The sequence below is a fragment of the Kitasatospora sp. NPDC004531 genome, from assembly GCF_053602195.1.
Map to the genome: position 1 here is coordinate 1 of NZ_JBSGDD010000119.1, position 18,069 is coordinate 18,069.

Annotated in this window: 10 protein-coding genes; 9 read left to right on the forward strand and 1 reads right to left on the reverse strand. The window is 71.8% G+C overall.

Translation table 11 applies throughout. The features are described 5' to 3' along the window. Nucleotides 1-98: 98 nt before the first annotated feature. Nucleotides 99-1,043, reverse strand: coding sequence for a phosphatase PAP2 family protein (locus ACWEMJ_RS30745; protein WP_452140406.1), 945 nt, complete (start codon nt 1,041-1,043; stop codon nt 99-101). A 317-nt stretch (nt 1,044-1,360) separates the two neighbouring features. Between ACWEMJ_RS30745 and pulA the strand changes: the two genes are divergently transcribed. The 9 genes from pulA to ACWEMJ_RS30790 all read left to right on the forward strand — a co-directional run bounded on the left by pulA (nt 1,361) and on the right by ACWEMJ_RS30790 (nt 18,003). After that, on the forward strand, nt 1,361-6,883 hold the full coding sequence (gene pulA, locus ACWEMJ_RS30750; RefSeq protein ID WP_452140407.1) for a pullulanase-type alpha-1,6-glucosidase: 5,523 nt from the start codon (nt 1,361-1,363) through the stop codon (nt 6,881-6,883). Nucleotides 6,884-7,299: 416 nt separating this feature from the next. Next, the gene (locus ACWEMJ_RS30755; RefSeq protein ID WP_452140408.1) at nt 7,300-9,654 is read left to right on the forward strand and encodes a M4 family metallopeptidase; all 2,355 of its coding nucleotides are present in this window, start codon (nt 7,300-7,302) and stop codon (nt 9,652-9,654) included. A gap of 294 nt (nt 9,655-9,948) precedes the next feature. Next, nucleotides 9,949-11,121 (forward strand): macrolide family glycosyltransferase, encoded by a 1,173-nt coding sequence (locus tag ACWEMJ_RS30760; protein ID WP_452140409.1) that lies wholly within the window; start codon nt 9,949-9,951, stop codon nt 11,119-11,121. Between the two features lie 332 nt (nt 11,122-11,453). Beyond that, nucleotides 11,454-13,181, forward strand: a complete 1,728-nt coding sequence (locus tag ACWEMJ_RS30765; RefSeq protein ID WP_452140410.1) for a carbohydrate-binding module family 20 domain-containing protein — start codon at nt 11,454-11,456, stop codon at nt 13,179-13,181. Between the two features lie 276 nt (nt 13,182-13,457). Next, nucleotides 13,458-14,489 (forward strand): alpha/beta hydrolase, encoded by a 1,032-nt coding sequence (locus tag ACWEMJ_RS30770; protein ID WP_452140411.1) that lies wholly within the window; start codon nt 13,458-13,460, stop codon nt 14,487-14,489. 174 nt (nt 14,490-14,663) lie between these two features. Further along, nucleotides 14,664-15,392 carry a hemerythrin domain-containing protein gene (locus ACWEMJ_RS30775; RefSeq protein ID WP_452140412.1) on the forward strand — a complete coding sequence of 243 codons (729 nt, stop codon included), beginning with the start codon at nt 14,664-14,666 and terminating at the stop codon, nt 15,390-15,392. A 68-nt stretch (nt 15,393-15,460) separates the two neighbouring features. Continuing rightward, nucleotides 15,461-16,096, forward strand: a complete 636-nt coding sequence (locus ACWEMJ_RS30780) for an acyl-CoA-like ligand-binding transcription factor (protein WP_452140413.1) — start codon at nt 15,461-15,463, stop codon at nt 16,094-16,096. A 70-nt stretch (nt 16,097-16,166) separates the two neighbouring features. Continuing rightward, complete coding sequence (locus ACWEMJ_RS30785) at nt 16,167-16,922, forward strand: SDR family NAD(P)-dependent oxidoreductase (protein ID WP_452140414.1); 756 nt, start codon at nt 16,167-16,169, stop codon at nt 16,920-16,922. 40 nt (nt 16,923-16,962) lie between these two features. Continuing rightward, nucleotides 16,963-18,003 (forward strand): NAD(P)-dependent alcohol dehydrogenase, encoded by a 1,041-nt coding sequence (locus ACWEMJ_RS30790; RefSeq protein ID WP_452140415.1) that lies wholly within the window; start codon nt 16,963-16,965, stop codon nt 18,001-18,003. The last annotated feature ends 66 nt before the right edge of the window (nt 18,004-18,069 follow it).

Here is an 18,069-nt window from a genome sequence, read left to right on the forward strand (position 1 = left end):
AAGATCGCGACGCAGGACAATGACCTGCACTTGATCGCGACCTTGCGGACGTGGTTGGCGCTTGTCGCGCAGTTCCCCGCGCCCCTGGTGGTGCTTCCCTACGCGGAGACTTTGGTGTCCCAGGAGACCGGGACCGTCAGGGACGGTGCCGGGTCGTCGTCGGGGTTGCGGGGGAGGCGGTAGACCCAGTTGTGGTAGATCACGCGGGCCGCGACGAAGCCGACCAGGAGGCAGATCTCGCCGCCGACCGCGTCCAGCCAGAAGTGGTTCGCGGTGGAGATGATCACGCTGAGGGTGACCAGCGGGTAGGCGAGGCCGAGGACGCGGACCCAGGTGCGGCGGGCGAGGAAGAAGATGGTGAGGCCGCACCACATGGACCAGCCGATGTGCATGGAGGGCATGGCCGCGAACTGGTTGGAGACCTGCGCTCCGGCGCCGGAGGCCATCGAGCCCCAGGTGTGGTGGACGGTGACGGTGTCGATGAAGCCGGCGTCCATCAGGCGGGGCGGGGCGAGGGGGAAGAAGTAGAAGCCGACCAGGGCGATGCCGGTGGTGACGAAGAGCACTGTGCGGGCGGCGGCGTAGCGGCCGGGATGGGAGCGGTAGAGCCAGACCAGTACGCCGATGGTCACGATGAAGTGCAGGGTGGCGTAGTAGTAGTTCATCCCGACGATCAGCCAGGTCACCGAGTTGACGGCGTGGTTGATCGAGCGCTCGACGGCGATGCCGAGGGTGTGCTCGAAGTTCCAGACCCAGTCGGCGTGCCGGTGCGCGATGGAGGCCTGCTCGGGAACGGCGTTGCGGACCAGCGAGTACAGCCAGTAGCTGATGCCGATCAGCGCGAGTTCGAAGAGCAGGTGCGGGCGGCGCGGGGTGCGCCGCTGTTCGCGCAGGCGGCCGCGCAGGCCGGTCGCGGGCTGGGCGATGCGGGTGGCTCCGCCGGGCTTGCGGGCGGTGTGGTCCGTGCCCGGGTCGGAACCGTCGCGCGCGCTCCGCTCGGCGCGGTCGGCGCCGGCAGCGTGGATCTCGGTCGGTTCCCCCATGGACGAGAAGTCTGCCAGACGAGGTGTGGCCGCTTGCTCATCCTCTGGTCGGGGATTCTTCACCGACTGTCCCCCTACGGGGGTAGGGGTCGGTCGGTTCTCGAGGCGCATGCGGTCCATTGTGGCGCGCGGGTTACCGGTGGTCGAACCGGGGTCGCGTCGGTGCTCGACGGGCCGGGCGGGAGGCGGGCGGGCTCAGGTCACGACTCGGTACGGTTCGCGCCCGTAACGGCTTTCGCATCTTGCTGAAACATCTTGCAGGGCGCTAGGTTCCACGCCACCCACCCTGCCCGAGCGCCCCAAGGGAGAGCCCTGTCGTGGCCGATGCCCAAGCCCGTTCCCCGCGCCGCACCACTTCGTACCGCCGCCCCGGACGGACCTCCGTCCTGGTCGCGGCCTCGCTGATCGCCGCCACGCTGGGGGCTGCCCCGCTGGCGTCGGCCGCGCCCACGCCGCCGGCCCCGCCGTCGGACGCGGCGCTGGCGTCGACCGCGTCCCGGCACGACCTCACCCGGGAGCAGTTCTACTTCGTGCTGCCGGACCGGTTCGCCAACGGCAGCACCGGGAACGACAGCGGCGGCATCACCGGCGGCCGGATGGACAACGGCTTCGACCCGGCCGACAAGGGCTTCTACCACGGCGGCGACCTGAAGGGCCTGATCGACCGGCTCGACTACATCCAGGACCTCGGCACCACCGCGATCTGGATGGCCCCGATCTTCAAGAACAAGCCGGTGCAGGGCGCGGGAGCGGACGCGTCGGCCGGCTACCACGGCTACTGGATCACCGACTTCACCCAGGTCGATCCGCACTTCGGCACCAACGAGCAGCTCAAGGAGCTGATCGACAAGGCGCACCGGCGCGGCATCAAGGTCTTCTTCGACGTCATCACCAACCACACCGCGGACGTCGTCGACTTCGCGGAGGGCGCCTACGACTACCGCTCCACGGGCGCCTACCCGACGCTGGACGCGGACGGCAACCCGGTGGACGAGACGGCGGTCGCCGACGCGCGGGCGCAGTGGCCGAGCGTGACGAAGGACTCCTTCCCCTATACCCCGGTGCTGCGCAGCCCGGCGGACGCGACGGCGAAGAGCCCGTCCTGGCTGAACGACCCGGCGCTGTACCACAACCGGGGCAACTCGACCTTCGTGGGCGAGTCCGCGACCGAGGGCGACTTCTCCGGGCTGGACGACCTGGACACCCAGAACCCGAAGGTCGTCGCGGGGATGCAGAAGATCTACCAGCAGTGGGTGGCCGAGACCGGGGTGGACGGCTTCCGGATCGACACCGTCAAGCACGTCAACCTGGCGTTCTGGGAGCAGTGGGCGCCCGCGTTGAAGCAGTTCGCGGCGCAGCGCGGCAACCAGAAGTTCTTCATGTTCGGCGAGGTGTACTCGGGCGACCCGGCGGTGACCTCGCCGTACGTCACCAAGGGCAAGCTGCAGGCGACGCTGGACTTCGCGTTCCAGGAGGCGGCGCGGAAGTACGTGTCGCAGAACGGTTCGGCGAAGGCGCTGAGCGAGCTGTACGCGCAGGACTTCCGGTACACCACGGCCGACACCGACGCGTACGAGCTGCCGACCTTCCTCGGCAACCACGACATGGGCCGGTTCGGCTCGTTCCTGCGCAGCGACAACCCGGGGGCGTCGGACGAGGCGCTGGTGGCCAAGGACCGGCTGGCGAACGAGCTGCAGTTCCTGACCCGCGGGCAGCCGGTGGTCTACTACGGCGACGAGCAGGGCTTCACGGGGGCGGGCGGCGACAAGGACGCCCGGCAGGACATGTTCGCCTCGAAGACCCCGTCGTACAACAGTGACCCGGTGCTCGGCGGTCCCTCCGGTTCGATGGACCGGTACGGCAAGGACGGCGCCCTGTACCGGGGGATCGCCGGGCTGGCGAAGCTGCGCAAGGACCACCCGGCGCTGGCGGACGGCGCGCAGGTGGAGCGGTACGCGGCGGACGGGCCGGGCGTGTACGCGTTCTCCCGGATCGACGCCAAGGAGCAGGTCGAGTACCTGGTGGCGGTGAACAACGCGGCCGAGCCGAAGACCGTCGCGCTGGACACCTTCTCGGCGGGCATGGACTTCGACGGCCTGTACGGGTTCCAGGGCGAGGTGAGCAGCGGCGCGGACGGCAAGGTGACGGTCACCGTTCCGGCGATGTCCTCGCTGGTGCTGAAGGCCAAGCACAAGCCGGCCAAGCCGGCGGCCGGCCCGTCGGTCACGGTGAACGCCCCAGCCGACGGTTCGTACGGGACGGTGACGCTCGGCGCGAGCGTGCCCGGTGGCGGGTTCAACCGGGTGACGTTCGCCGCGCAGGTCGGCAACGGGCCGTGGCGGACGCTGGGCACCGCCGACAACGGGGTGTACCGCGTCACCCAGAACCTGGACGGCGTCGCGCCCGGCACGGTGGTGCGGTTCAAGGCCGTGGTGCAGGACTCGGCGGGCCGACTCGCCTCCGCCAGTGGGCAGTTCACCACCGGGCAGCAGCCGCCGACGCCCGCGCCGAGCGCCGTGACGCGGCCGTACGCGGTGGTGCACTACCAGCGCAAGGACGGCGACTACGACGGCTGGAACCTGTACGCCTGGGGCGACATCGCCGACGGCGAGGGCACCACCTGGCCGGACGGGCACGGCTTCGTCGGGCGGGACGCGTACGGCGCGTTCGCGTACGTGAGGCTCAAGGGCGGGGCGTCCGACGTCGGCTTCGTGGTGGAGAAGAACGGCGCCAAGGACGTCGAGCAGGACCGGCACATCGACATCTCCGCCACCGGCGAGGTGTGGATCAAGGAGGGCGACCCGGCCGTCCGCACCGCGAACCCGGACGGGGCGCAGCCGGTGCCGGAGGGCAAGGCCGTCATCCACTACCGGCGCGCGGACGGCCAGTACGACGGCTGGGGCCTGCACGACTGGACCGGCGCGGCCAGCCCGACCGACTGGGGCAACCCGCTGATGCCGGCCCGCACGGACGCGTTCGGCGCGGTCTTCGAGGTGCCGCTGGCGGCGGGCGCGACCAGCCTCAGCTACATCATCCACAACGGCAACGACAAGGACCTGCCGCAGGACCAGTCGCTGGACTTCGCCACCTCGGGCCGCGAGGTGTGGATCATCGGCGGCCGCGAGGGCTACCTGCTGCCGCAGACCGCCGGCGCCTCCTCGCAGCTCGACCTGGGCTCCGCGAAGGCGCAGTGGATCGATGCGCGGACCGTCGTGGTGCCTGCCAACTACGGTGCGGCGGAAGGGCAGTTGAAGGGCGGCACCAGCGCCCAGCTGATCTACGACCCGGCCGGCGGGATCACCGTCGAGCAGGGCGTGCTGTCCAAGCCCGGCCGGTGGATCCGGCTCACCCCGGCGGCCGGCCTGACGGACGCCCAGAAGGCGAAGTACCCGCACCTGGCGGGCTACCGGGCGTTCACCGTCGATCCGCGCGACGCCGGCCGGATCACCGACGCGCTGCGCAGCCAGCTGCTCTTCGCCGAGCACCTGCCGAACGGCGCGGCCCTGGCCGCCACCGGCGTGCAGATCCCCGGCGTCCTCGACGACCTGTACGCGGGCAGCGCCGCCAAGGCCCAACTCGGCCCGGTGTACACGGGGCCGGGCAACGGCCGGGCCCGCAAGGTGACGCTGTCGCTGTGGGCGCCGACCGCGACCGAGGTGTCGGTGCAGCTGTTCGACCGGGCGAGCGGCGGCACCCCGAGGACCGTGCCGCTCGAGCGCGACGAGGCGTCGGGCGTGTGGTCGCTGACCAAGGACGCCAAGGAGCTGGACGGCAGGTACTACCTGTACCAGGTCAAGGTGTGGGCGCCGAGCGTGCGGCAGGTGGTCACCAACACCGTCACCGACCCGTACTCCACGGCGCTGTCCGCCGATTCGAAGCGCAGCCTGGTCGCCGACCTGTCGTCCGCCGCGACCAAGCCCAAGGGCTGGGACCAGCACCGCAGCCCGGCGGCGATCCCCGCCGTCCAGCAGCAGATCCAGGAACTGCACGTGCGGGACTTCTCGGCCGCCGACACCACCGTGCCGGCCGACGAGCGCGGCACCTACCTGGCGTTCACGCAGTCGAAGTCCGCGGGCATGAAGCACCTGAAGGAGCTCGCCGCGGCCGGGGTGACGACCGTTCACCTGCTGCCGACCTTCGACATCGCCACCATCCGGGAGAACCGCGCCGAGCAGAAGCTGCCCGCCTGCGATCTGGCCGCGCTGCCCGCCGATTCGAGCAGGCAGCAGGAGTGCGTGGCGGCGGTGAAGGCCGACGACGCCTACAACTGGGGCTACGACCCGCTGCACTACACCGTCCCCGAGGGCTCGTACGCCACCGACCCGACCGGCACCGCGCGCACCGTGCAGTTCCGCGAGATGGTCCGGGCGATGCACGACGCGGGCCTGCGGGTGGTGCTCGACGTGGTGTACAACCACACCGCGGCGGCCGGGCAGGACGAGCACTCGGTGCTGGACAAGGTCGTCCCCGGCTACTACCAGCGCCTCGGCGACAGCGGCAAGGTCACCACCGACTCCTGCTGCGCGGACACCGCGCCCGAGCACGCCATGATGAACAAGCTGGTGGTCGACTCGGTGGTCACCTGGGCCAAGCAGTACCGGGTGGACGGCTTCCGGTTCGACCTGATGGGCCTGGACCCGAAGTCCACCATGCTGGACGTGCAGTCGGCGCTGCGCGGCCTGACCCCGCAGCGGGACGGCGTGGACGGGTCGAGCATCTTCCTGTACGGCGAGGGCTGGAACTTCGGCGCCGTCGCCAATGACGCGCGGTTCGTCCAGGCCACCCAGGCCAACATGGCCGGCACCGGCATCGCCACCTTCAACGACCGGATCCGGGACGCCGGGCGCGGCGGCAACTTCATGCTGTCCTCGGCCCCGCAGCAGGGCTTCGCGTCCGGCCTGTACACCGACCCCAACGGCTCGCCGGACAACGGGAGTCCGCAGGAGCAGAAGGCCCGGCTGCTGCACCAGATGGACCAGATCAAGGTCGGCCTGACCGGCAACCTGGCGGGCTACGCGTTCACCGACTCCACCGGAAAGGCCGTCACCGGTAGGGGAGTCGACTACAACGGCGCCCCGACCGGCTACGCGGCGAACCCGGGCGAGGCGGTGGAGTACCTGGACGCGCACGACAACGCCGACCTGTACGACGCGCTCGCCTTCAAGCTGCCGCAGGGCACCGCGCCCGCCGACCGGGCCCGGATGCAGGCGCTCGGCCTGTCGCTGACCGCGCTGAGCCAGGGACCGGGCTTCGCGCAGGCCGGCAGCGACCTGCTGCGCTCCAAGTCGCTGGACGCCAACTCGTACGACTCCGGCGACTGGTTCAACGCGATCAGCTGGGACTGCGCGCTCGGCAACGGCTGGGGACGCGGCCTGCCGCCGGCCGCCGACAACCAGTCGATGTGGGACCGCGACAGGCAGCTGCTGGCCGACCCGAAGCTGCGGATGGGCTGCAACGAGACGGGCGCCAGCACCGCCCTCTACCAGCAGTTCCTGCGGATCCGGCAGTCCTCGCCGCTGTTCGCGCTGCCGAGCGCGCAGGAGGTGCAGCGCCGGCTGTCCTTCCCGCTGTCCGGCACCGCCGGGGAGAACCCGGGCGTGATCACCATGCACCTGGACGGCACCGGGCTGAAGGGCGCCGAGAAGGGCCTCACGGTGGTCTTCAACGCCACCCCGACCGCGCAGACCCAGACGGTGGCCGGCCTGCGCGGCACCGCCCAGGCGCTGCACCGGGTGCAGGCCACGGGCAGTGACCCGGTGGTCCGGCAGGCGGCCTTCGACCCGGCCACGGGGACCTTCACGGTGCCGGGCCGGACGGTCGCGGTGTTCGTCCAGAAGTAACGGTTCCCCGCCGGTAACGGGGGCCCCACCTCCGGTTGGGCCCCCGTGTCGGCGTGGCCGAAAAGCGTCGCTATGATCTGCTCCGCCGTCGGGTCGTCCCTGACGGCGTCCCAAATGCCGGACCATCGGGGGGTCTTGGGCCGCAGGTAGGGCGGTCATAAATGAGTCAATCCGTGGCATGCATCTGTCATTCACGGGGTGTTTCCTGCCACGATTCCCCTCGCTGCGAAGACAGGTAGCCCCACCCCCTGCCGGTGGAGCCCTCCCCAGGCCACCGGCAGCCGCAGCACCGCTGCACCGCGTACGTGCACCGCACCCCGCGCCGCTACCGGCGGCTGGGGCCCCCGCTGCGCCGCAACCGCGGCCAGATTCTCTCCACCGCTCGTGACCCCGCGACGGTCGGTAAAGGAGTCTGTATGTCTCGCTACACGCATGCCCGCGTGAGCATGGCCGCTCTGGCGGCCACCACCGCCCTGCTGGTGACCGCGATCCCGGTCGCGGTGGCCCAGGCCGCCCCGGCCGCCCCGTCCGCGGCGGCCCAGGTCGCCGGCCAGCAGGCGGCCGCCGGGCGCGCCCAGCTGATCTCGGACGCCGGTTCCCGCGCCGTTCAGACCGCGCAGGGCCTGGGTCTGGGCTCGGCCGAGAAGCTGCTCGTCAAGGACGCCAGCAAGGACGCCGACGGCACCCAGCACATCCGCTACGAGCGCACCTACAACGGACTCCCCGTCCTCGGTGGCGACATGGTCGTCCACCAGGCCGCGAACGGCTCCACCAAGGGCGTCGACCGGGCCTCCACCGCCTCGCTGAACGGCCTGTCCACCACCCCGAAGCTGGCCGCCGCCAAGGGCCAGGCGACCGCGCTGGCCGCCGAGTCGGGCTCCGCGGTGGAGACCGCGCCCCGCCTGGTGGTCTGGGCCGCGGACAACAACCCGCGCCTGGCCTGGGAGACCGTCGTCGGCGGCACCCAGAAGGACGGCACCCCGAGCAAGCTGCACGTGGTGACCGACGCCACCACCGGCGACGTCATCCAGAAGTGGGAGGGCATCGAGACCGGCACCGGCACCGGCGTCTTCGTCGGCAACGTCACCATCGGCACCACGCTGTCCGGTTCGACGTACCAGCTGAAGGACAACACCCGCGGTGGGATGTACACCACCAACATGAACAACGGGACCAGCGGCAACGGCACCCTGTTCACCAAGTCCACCGACACCTGGGGCGACGGCACCGCCGCCAACAAGGAGTCCGCGGCCGTCGACGCCCACTTCGGCGTCTCGAAGACCTGGGACTACTACAAGGACACCTTCAGCCGCAACGGCATCCGCAACGACGGTGTCGGCGCCTACAGCCGGGTCCACTACAGCAGCGGCTACGTCAACGCGTTCTGGGACGACAGCTGCTTCTGCATGACCTACGGCGACGGCTCGGGCAACACCCACCCGCTGACCGAACTGGACGTCGCGGGCCACGAGATGACGCACGGCGTCACCGCCGCCACCGCCAACCTGAACTACTCGGGCGAGTCCGGCGGCCTGAACGAGGCCACCTCGGACGTGTTCGGCAACATGGTCGAGTGGTACGCCAACATCTCCAAGGACAACCCCGACTACCTGGTCGGCGAGCTGATCGACATCAACGGCAACGGCACGCCGCTGCGGTACATGGACCAGCCGTCGAAGGACGGGGCCTCGGCCGACAACTGGTCCTCCACGGTCGGCAACAAGGACGTCCACTACTCGTCCGGTGTCGGCAACCACGCCTTCTACCTGCTGTCCGAGGGCAGCGGCGCCAAGGTGATCAACGGCGTCAACTACAACTCGCCGACCTACAACAACATCCCGGTCACCGGCATCGGCCACGACAAGGCCGCCGCCATCTGGTACCGGGCGCTGACCACGTACTGGACCTCCACCACCAACTACGCCAACGCCCGGGCCGGCATGCTCTCCGCCGCGACCGACCTGTACGGCGCCAACTCGGCCGAGTACAACGCCACCGCGACCGCCTGGGCGGCCGTCAACGTCGGCTCGGTGCCCAGCACCGGCGGCCCGACCGTGACCAACCCCGGCAGCCAGACCACCGCGCTGAACGGCTCGGTCAGCCTGCAGATCAACGCCACCGGCGGCACCGCGCCGCTGAGCTACTCGGCGACCGGCCTGCCCACCGGCCTGTCGATCGACGCCGCCACCGGCAAGATCACCGGCACCGCCACCGCGGCCGGCACCTACAACGTGACCGTCACCGCGAAGGACGCCGCCAACAAGACCGGCTCGGTCTCCTTCACCTGGACCGTCAGCGGTGGCGGCGGCGGCAGCTGCACCCCGGCCCAGCTGCTCGGCAACCCGGGCTTCGAGACCGGCACCGCCAGCCCGTGGACCACCAGCAGCGGCGTCGTCGACAACTCCTCCTCGCAGGCCGCGCACGGCGGTTCGTGGAAGGCGTGGATGGACGGCTACGGCTCCAGCCACACCGACTACATCCAGCAGACCGTCACCATCCCGGCCGGCTGCAAGGCGTCGCTGAGCTACTGGCTGCACATCGACACCGCTGAGACCACCACCTCCACGGCGTACGACAAGCTGACCGTCACCGTCAACGGCACCTCGGTCGCCTCGTACTCCAACCTCGACAAGAACACCGGCTACGCGCAGAAGACCATCGACCTCTCCGCCTACGCCGGCCAGACCGTCACGGTGAAGTTCAACGCCGTCGAGGACGCCTCGCTGCAGACGTCCTTCGTGGTCGACGACACCGCGATCCAGACCAGCTGACACACCCTCAGTGAGTCGGTGCCCGGCAGCCGTTTCGGCTGCCGGGCACCGGCGCATGCGTATCGGCCCCGGATGACGGTCCGTCAATCGAGCTTTTCCGCGCGCGATTTATTCGGATGCGCGCGACCGGGGCGGCGGGTTAGTGTCCCGGCATGTCCTTCTTCCACCAGATCTACGGCTGACGCGGCCGGGGCAGTGCCCCGAGCCTCGCGTCCCGCACGCCCCGAGGCCCCTTGCCCGGGCGGTGCGGTGTTCCCCTCCCATGCCCGTGGACCGGAAGCAGGTGCATTCCCCATGACTCGTCGTGCCCATATCGCCATGATCGGCATCCCGGCCGTCAGCCACGTCCGCCCGAGCCTCGAAGTGATCCGCGAACTCGTCGCCCGCGGCCACCGGGTGACGTACTTCAACGACCCGGCGGCGGCCGAACTGATCGCCCCCACCGGCGCCGAACTCGTCCCCCACGCCTCCACCCTGCCGGTCGCCGACCACGACTGGCCGGAGGACCCGATCGGCGCCATGCGGGTCTTCCTGGAGGACGCGATCGCGATGCTGCCCCGGCTGCACGCGCACTACGACGCCGACCCGGCCGACCTCTACCTGTACGACATCGGCGCGTACGCCGCCCGGGCGCTCGCCGAGGCGCAGGGCCGGCCGATCGTGCAGCTCTCGCCGACGCTGGTTGGGTGGGACGGCTACCAGCAGGAGGTCGGCGACCAGATCCGCCGACTGCCGGGCGCGGACGGCTACTTCGAGCGCTTCGCGCAGTGGCTGGCCGGCAGCGGCGCCACCACGGTGGACGTGGACGCGTTCTCCGGGAGGCCGGCCCGCGCCGTCGCGATGATCACCGAGGCGATGCAACCGCACGCCGACCGGGTGGACCGCGCGGCGGTGGATTTCGTCGGGCCGTGCTTCGACCTGCGGGCGGAGCAGGGCAGTTGGCGGCGCCCCGAGGGCGCGGAAAAGGTGCTGCTGGTGTCGCTGGGCTCGGCGTTCACCCGGCAGCCCGGGTTCTACCGCAACTGCCTGGCCGCCTTCGGCGACCGCCCCGGCTGGCACCTGGTGCTGCAGATCGGCAGGCACGTCGACCCGGCGGAGCTCGGGGAGATACCGGCCGACGTCGAGGTGCACCCGTGGGTGCCGCAGCGGGCGGTGCTGGAGCAGGCCGACGCCTTCGTCACCCACGCGGGCATGGGCGGCTGCGGCGAAGGGCTGCTGGCGGGCGTGCCGATGATCGCGGTGCCGCAGGCCGCCGAGCAGTTCATGAACGCCGACCGGCTGGTCGAGCTCGGCGTGGCCCGCCGGCTGGACACCGAGGACGCCACCCCCGAGGCGCTGTGGTCGGCGCTCACCGGGCTGCTGGAGGACGACGGGGTGGCCGCCCGCCTGCGGGAGTTGAGCGCCCACGCGAAGGCGGAGGGCGGCACCGCCCGCGCCTGCGACCTGATCGAGCAGCAGCTGGGCTGAGGCCGCGGCCGGGCCGCTACTGGGCTTCGGCCGCGCCGCACTCGTTGCCCGCGCCGGTCCGCCGTTGACGAACTGTCAGCGGCGGGCCGGCGCTGCCGTTTTCCGGGCCGGGGGCGGTCCGCAGGCTCCCTTGACGGTCGTCCGGGCCGACCATATGGTCATGCCAATGCAAGATTCCAGCAAGTTTCACCCCGCTTGCAGCATCTTGCAGTAGCGACTCCAACCCCCCCTCGCGCGGCCCGGCCCCAACACCGGGCCGTCGCGGCCCCCACCCTGCCGCCTCCCGGCCGCGACCTGCGTCCGCGGACCGGGCCACCCCCAGGAGTGCTCCCGTGCCCACCCCTGCCCCCACCCGCAGGAAGCGCGCCCTCGCCGCCTGCACCGCCCTCGCGGCGTTCGGCCTCTCGACCGGCGCCGGGCTCGCGTCGGCCCCCACCGCCGCCGCCACCCCGGCCGGCAGCAAGACCGTCACCGCCACCCTGTTCGAGTGGAAGTTCGACTCGGTGGCCAAGGCCTGCACCGACACCCTCGGCCCCAAGGGCTACGGCTTCGTCGAGGTCTCCCCGCCCCAGGAGCACATCCAGGGCGCCCAGTGGTGGACCTCCTACCAGCCCGTCAGCTACAAGATCGCCGGCCGGCTCGGCGACCGCACCGCGTTCAAGAACATGGTCACCACCTGCCACAACGCGGGCGTCAAGGTGCTCGCCGACTCGGTGATCAACCACATGAGCGCGGGCAGCGGCACCGGCACCGGCGGCACCGCCTACACGAAGTACAACTACCCCGGCTACTACCAGGACCAGGACTTCCACAGCTGCCGGACGAACATCAGCAACTACGGCGACCGCGGCAACGTCCAGAACTGCGAACTGGCCGGCCTGTCCGACCTCAACACCGGCTCCTCCTACGTCCAGCAGACCATCGCGGGCTACCTCAGCGACCTGCTCTCGCTCGGCGTGGACGGCTTCCGGATCGACGCCGCCAAGCACATGGCCGCCGCCGACCTGGCCGCCATCAAGGCGAAGATGAGCAACCCCAACGCCTACTGGGTGCAGGAGGTCATCTACGGCGCGGGCGAGGCCGTCCAGCCCGCCGAGTACACCGGCACCGGCGACGTGGACGAGTTCCGCTCCGGGACGTGGCTGAAGAGCGCCTTCAACGGCGGCCGGATATCCGACCTGCAGAGCTGGGGCAGCGGCCTGCTCGCCTCCGCCCAGGCCCGCACCTTCGTCGACAACTGGGACACCGAGCGCAACGGCTCCACCCTGACCTACCGGGACGGCTCGACCTACACGCTGGCCAACGTCTTCATGCTGGCCCACCCGTACGGCTCGCCGAACGTCTACTCCGGCTACGCGTTCAGCAGCAACGACGACGGCCCGCCCAACGGCGGCTCCGTCACCGCCTGCTACCAGAACGGCTGGAACTGCGTCCACGCCTGGCGGCAGGTCGCCAACATGGTCGGCTTCCGCAACGCCGTGGCCGGCACCGCGATGACCAACTGGTGGTCCAACGGCAACAACGCGATCGCCTTCGGCCGCGGCAGCAAGGGCTACGTGGCGATCAACCGGGAGACCTCGGCGATCACCCAGACCTTCCAGACCTCGCTGCCCGCCGGCGTCTACTGCGACGTCCAGCACGGCGACCCGAACAACGGCAGCTGCTCCGGCCCGACCTACACCGTCGGCCAGGACGGGAAGTTCACCGCCTCGATCGGCGCGGGCGACGCGGTCGCGCTGTACGTCGGCGCCGGCGCCTCCAGCGCCGCACCCGGTGCCTCGTTCGCGGTGAACGCCACCACCACGTTCGGCCAGAACATCTACCTGGCCGGCGACGCGGCCGCGCTCGGCGGCTGGGACACCTCCAAGGCGCTGCTGCTGGACTCCGCCGCCTACCCGGTGTGGAAGCTCGACGTGGCCCTGCCCGCTGGCACCGCGATCCAGTACAAGTACATCCGCAAGGACGCCGCCGGCAACGTCACCTGGGAGAGCGGCGCCAACCGCACCGCCACCGTCCCCGCGAGCGGCAAGGTCGTGCTGAACGACACCTGGCGCCCCTGAGCCGCCGAACCGGGCCGCCCCCGCCGAACCGGGCCGCCCCCGCCGACCGGCGGGGGCGGCCCCCGTCGTGCGGCGGGTTGTTCACCCCCGCGCAACCGGGGCCCGGGGCGGTACGTCATAGGATCTCGAACGGCCCGACCGCCGCACCCTCGTGCGGCGCAGGCCGTTCCCGGGGGACGCCGGCCCACAGTGCGCGCGGCGGCCCCGGCCACGCCCAATGACCAGGGCCCCTCCCGGCTGCCGGGTCGGCCCCCGCCCGGAGAGACCGACCGCCCCGTGCTGCCGCAGCCCCGCCTTGCCGCCCGCCGCCTGCTGACCGCCGCCGCCCTGCTCGTCCTCGCCGCCCCGCTGGCCGCCTGCGGCAGCAACACCGGGACGTCCGGGGACGCCAAGGCCGCGAGCGCCGGCGACCACTCGTCCACCTCGCCGTCCGCCGCGCAGAGCAGCAGCGCACCGCCCAAGCCGTCCAAGGTGCTGATGCCGACCGGGCCGGCCGCGCAGCTGTCCAAGGTCCGCGACACCGCCGCCGGCCCGATCATGATGACCACGCTGGCCGGCCCCAAGTCCGGGGTCAGCGGCAAGGTGTGGGTCTGGCTGCCGCCGGAGTACAACGACCCGAAGTACGCGAAGACCGGCTTCCCGGTGCTCACCCTGTACGCGGGCGGGCAGAGCGCCGGCTACAACACCTGGACCGACAACCAGCTGCCCATCCAGGAGATCGACCACCAGATGGCCTCCGAGGGCAAGGCCCACCCGTTCATCATGATCATGCCGGTGCAGAACCTGGACTCCAGCGAGTCCAAGGCCCTGGAGTGCGCCGACATCCCGGGCCAGCCGAAGATCGGCACCTGGATGGCCGAGGACATCCCCGACTTCGTCCGCGCCAACTTCCGCACCGTCAAGGGCCGCGACGGCTGGGCCGTGATGGGCGCCTCCACCGGCGCGTTCTGCAGCGCCAAGCTCGCCCTCCAGCACCCCGACGTGTTCAAGGCCGCCGTGCCGATCGACGGCTACTGGAACCCGGACTCGCCGCTGTGGAAGGGCCACGAGCAGGAGCGCCAGGCCAACAGCCCCGACAAGCTGATCGGCGAGGGCACCGCCGACGTGCGGATGCTCGCCACCGCGGGCGGCGCCAACCCGTACGAGACCAAGCTGGTGAAGAACTGGGTCGCCAAGGTCAAGGCCCCCACCACCGTCGAGTACTACGAGCAGCCCGGCGGCAAGCACCTCACCTCCGACTTCAAGAAGATGATCCCGCACACCCTGGAGTGGCTGACCGCCAACACCGCGGGGCCGGAATCCGACTGAGCCCGGCCGGCCGGACGGGCCTCGAAAACGCGCTGACCTGCACATCAATCGGTCGTTCATTCGACCCTGATGCACTGCTCCCACCCTGGACCCCGTGGACCGGAGAACTGGACCGGGGCGCCGCAACCGCGGCCCCCGCTCCGGCCAGCCCCAGCCAGACGTGAAGAGAGCGCCATGTCCCGCCACCTGCTGCCCGTCGGCCCCATGACCGTTCCCGCCCCGCGCGAGGAGATCCCCGCCGCGCCGGTGGTGGAACCCATCCCGTTCGCCGGGCTGCGCCTGGTGCACGCCGCCGTCCGGCGCGACCTCGCCCGGATCCCGCAGGCCCTGCGACTGCTCCAGCCCGACGACCACGAGAGCGCACTCGCCCTCAAGCGGCACTGGGACTTCGTGACCGCCATGGTCACCTGCCACCACGAGCAGCAGGACACCCGGCTGTGGCCGCTGCTGCGCCGCTTCGCGCCCGAACTCCGGCTGCTGCTCAACTGGTTGGAGTCCGACCACCACAACCTCGACCAGTGCTTCACCCGCACCACCACCCTGGTCGGCATCGCCACCCGCGACCCCGCCAGCGCCTGGCCGGTCTCCTACGCGGTGGAGGAGCTCGCCGCCCGGGTGGAGACCCACCTGCGGATCGAGGAGCGCCAACTGCTGCCCCGGATGGCCGGCGTCTTCCAGCCCGGCTCCCGGATCGGCACCCTGCCCGAACTGCTCGACCTGCTGCGCCTGGCCGACGGACCGTCCGCGTCGGACGCCCTGGTCTGGCTGCTCGAAGGCATCGACCCGGTGCAGATCGACCGGCTGCTGGCGGACTGCGACGACGAGACCGTCCGCCACTGGCCGCACTGGCGCGACACCTACGCCCGCTGCACCGACCGCCTGTGGGGGCCGACCGGGCAGTGACCCCTCCATCCGAATGTCTCGGTGGGACTCATGTCCCGCCGGGACATTTTCGGTAGTAGGGTGATCGCATGAGCACCGAGCAGCAGGCCCCGGCGAAGGCGCCCGTCCCGTCCGGGCGGCGCGACCGCAAGGCCCGCCGCACCCGCGAGGCGATGGCCGAGGCCGCGCTGCGGCTCACCCTGGAACACGGCCTGGCCGCGCTGGCCGTCGAGGACGTCACCGACGCCGCCGACGTCTCCCGGCGCACCTTCAGCCGCTACTTCCCGTCCCGCGCGGACGCCGTCCTCGACTCGCTGCGCGCCGACTTCGCCCGGATCAACGAGTACCTCGCCGCCCGGCCCGCCGCCGAGCCGCCGGTCGCCGCCTACCGGGCCGCCGTCACCGCCTGGCTGCGCGACGAGGACCACCCGGCCTGGCACCGCCGCCCCGGCACGCGCGCGCTGTTCGCGCTGATCGACGAGGAGCCCGCGCTGACCGCCGCCTACCGGCGGATCGCCGTCGCCGAGGAGGAGCGGTCGATCCGGCTGGTCGCCGCCCGGCTCGGCCTGCACCCGGAGACCGACCTGCGGCCCGCCGTCGCCGTCGGCCTGGGCGTGGCCGCCCTGCACGCCGCCACCCGCACCTGGGTGCGCGACCCGGCGGGCGACCTGCCCGCCCTGATCGACCGCGCCTTCGACCTGGCCGCGGCCGAGGACCCGCGCTGACCCCCGTCGGCGCGCCCGCACCACCCGCACCCGCCCTCCCCGGCGCGGCGCACGAAAGGACCGACCACCCATGACCGCTCAGGAGTTCACCGGCCGCACCGCCCTCGTCACCGGCGCCGCCTCCGGCATCGGACTGGCCGTCGCCACCCTGCTCGCCGCGCGCGGCGCGAACGTCGCCGTCGCCGACTACCGCCTGGACGCCGCCGAGCAGGCCGTCGCCACCCTCGAATCCACCGGCGCGAAGGCGCTCGCCGTGCAGGTCGACGTCACCGACGCGGCCTCCGTGGAGGCCGCCGTCCGCGCCACCGTGCAGGGCCTCGGCCCGCTCTCGCTGGCCGTCAACAACGCCGGCATCGGCGGCGCCGTCGCCCCCACCGGCGCCTACGACCCCGAGGACTGGCGGCGGGTGCTCGCCACCAACCTGGACGGCGTCTTCTACTCGATGCGCTACGAGCTGCCCGAGCTCGTCGCGGCGGGCGGCGGCGCGATCGTCAACATGGCCTCCATCCTCGGCACCAACGGCTTCGCCGGCTCGCCCGCGTACGTCGCCGCCAAGCACGGCGTGGTCGGCCTGACCAAGACCACGGCGCTGGAGTACGCCCCGCAGGGCATCCGGGTCAACGCGGTCGGCCCCGGCTTCATCGACACCCCGCTGCTGCAGGGCACCGACCCGGGCGTCCGGGAGACGCTGATCTCGCTGCACCCCGCCGGACGCCTCGGCCGGGCCGAGGAGGTCGCCGAGCTGACCGCGTTCCTGCTCTCCGACCGGGCGTCCTTCGTCACCGGCAGCTACCACCTGGTCGACGGCGGCTACTCCGCCCGCTGACCGGGCGTCGGGTACTTCGCGAGAGAGAGGGTTCCGCGTCATGAAGGCAGTCCAGTACCGCACCGTCGGCGGCCACCCCGAGGTGGTCACCGTCCCCGATCCCGAGCCCGGCCCCGGCCAGGTGCTGCTGAAGGTCACCGCCGCCGGCGTCTGCCACTCCGACATCGCCGTGATGAGCTGGCCCGCCGAGCAGCTGCCGTTCCCGCTGCCGCTCACCCTCGGCCACGAGGGCGTCGGCACGATCGCCGCGCTCGGCGCCGGTGTCGGCGGCTTCACCGAGGGCGAGTCGGTCGCCGTGTACGGCCCGTGGGGCTGCGGCGCCTGCGCCAAGTGCGCGGAGGGCAAGGAGAACTACTGCCTGCGGGCACGCGAGCTGGGCATCATGCCGCCCGGGCTGGGCGCGCCCGGCGCGCTCGCCGAGTACCTGCTGGTGGACGACCCCCGGCACCTGGTCCCGCTCGGCGACCTCGACCCGGTGCGGGCCGTGCCGCTCACCGACGCCGGGCTGACGCCCTACCACGCGATCAAGCGCTCGCTGCCGAAGCTGCTGCCCGGCTCCACCGCCGTGGTGATCGGCACCGGCGGCCTCGGGCACGTCGCCGTCCAACTGCTGCGCGCGATGACCGCGGCCCGGGTGATCGCCCTGGACGTCACCGAGGAGAAGCTCGAACTGGCCCGCGCGGTCGGCGCGCACGAGGCGGTGCTGTCCGACGGCGCGGCCGCCGGCAAGGTCCGCGAACTGACCGCCGGCCTCGGCGCGCAGGCCGTGTTCGACTTCGTCGGCGCCCCGCCGACCACCGCGCTGGCCGGGCAGCTGGTCGCCGTCGAGGGCGACGTCACCATCGTCGGCATCGGCGGCGGCACGCTGGCCGTCGGTTTCGGCGCGCTGCCCTACGAGGCCTGCGTCAGCTCCCCGTACTGGGGCAGCCGCGCCGAGCTGATCGAGGTCCTCGACCTGGCCCGCGCCGGGGCGATCGACGTGCACGTCGAGACGTACGGCATCGACGACGCGCCGCTGGCCTACGAGCGCCTGCACGCCGGGAAGATCAACGGGCGCGCGGTGATCCTGCCGAACGGCTGACGCCCCGTCGGTGACGGCCTCGTCGGGTTCGAAGGACAGGCCGCCGACCCGGATCCAGCGCTTGGC